We start from the raw sequence: 654 nt of genomic DNA on the forward strand, positions 1-654 counted from the left end.
ACATCGGTCATACGCAGGCGGCGGCGGGTGTGGCCGGTGTGATCAAGATGGTGATGGCGCTTCGGCATGGCCGGTTGCCCAGGACGTTGCATGTGGACGAGCCCAGTTCGCACGTGGACTGGTCGGCCGGCGCGGTGGAACTGCTGACCGGGGAACAGGACTGGCCCGAGACGGGGCGGCCGCGGCGGGCGGGTGTGTCGTCGTTCGGCATCAGTGGCACCAACGCACATGTGATCATCGAGGAAGGGCCCCGGCAGGATGCGGCCGCGCCCGGCGCGGACCCCGACGTGGTGGTTCCGCTCGTGCTGTCGGCACGCGGCGGGGGAGCACTGCGTGCACAGGCGGGACGTGTGCACGACTTCCTGGTGGAGCGGCCGGAAACCCCGATCACGGACGTCGGGTACTCGTTGACGCGTCGTGGGCTGTTCGAGAACCGCGCCGTCGTGGTCGCCCGGGACCGCGCCGGGCTTCTCGCCGCGTTGGCCGACTTCGCCGCGGGTGGCGACGCACCCGATGTGGTGAAGGGCGTCGCGTCGTCCGGTGGTTCGGGTGATGTGGTGTTCGTTTTTCCCGGGCAGGGGACGCAGTGGGTGGGGATGGCCGCTGAGTTGCTGGAGTCGTCGCCGGTGTTCGCGAGCCGGATGGCGGAGTGCG

At 70.2% G+C, this 654-nt stretch carries 1 protein-coding gene; it reads left to right on the forward strand.

Features of this window, described 5'->3' with window-relative positions; genetic code table 11:
* Window positions 1–38 precede the first annotated feature (38 nt).
* Window positions 39–654: ketoacyl-synthetase C-terminal extension domain-containing protein (locus ACFO60_RS40810; RefSeq protein WP_380852922.1), on the forward strand; the 616-nt coding region annotated here is incomplete at its 3' end.

The sequence above is a fragment of the Sphaerisporangium dianthi genome (assembly GCF_042654065.1).
In the GTDB taxonomy this organism is placed as follows: Bacteria; Actinomycetota; Actinomycetes; order Streptosporangiales; family Streptosporangiaceae; genus Sphaerisporangium; species Sphaerisporangium dianthi.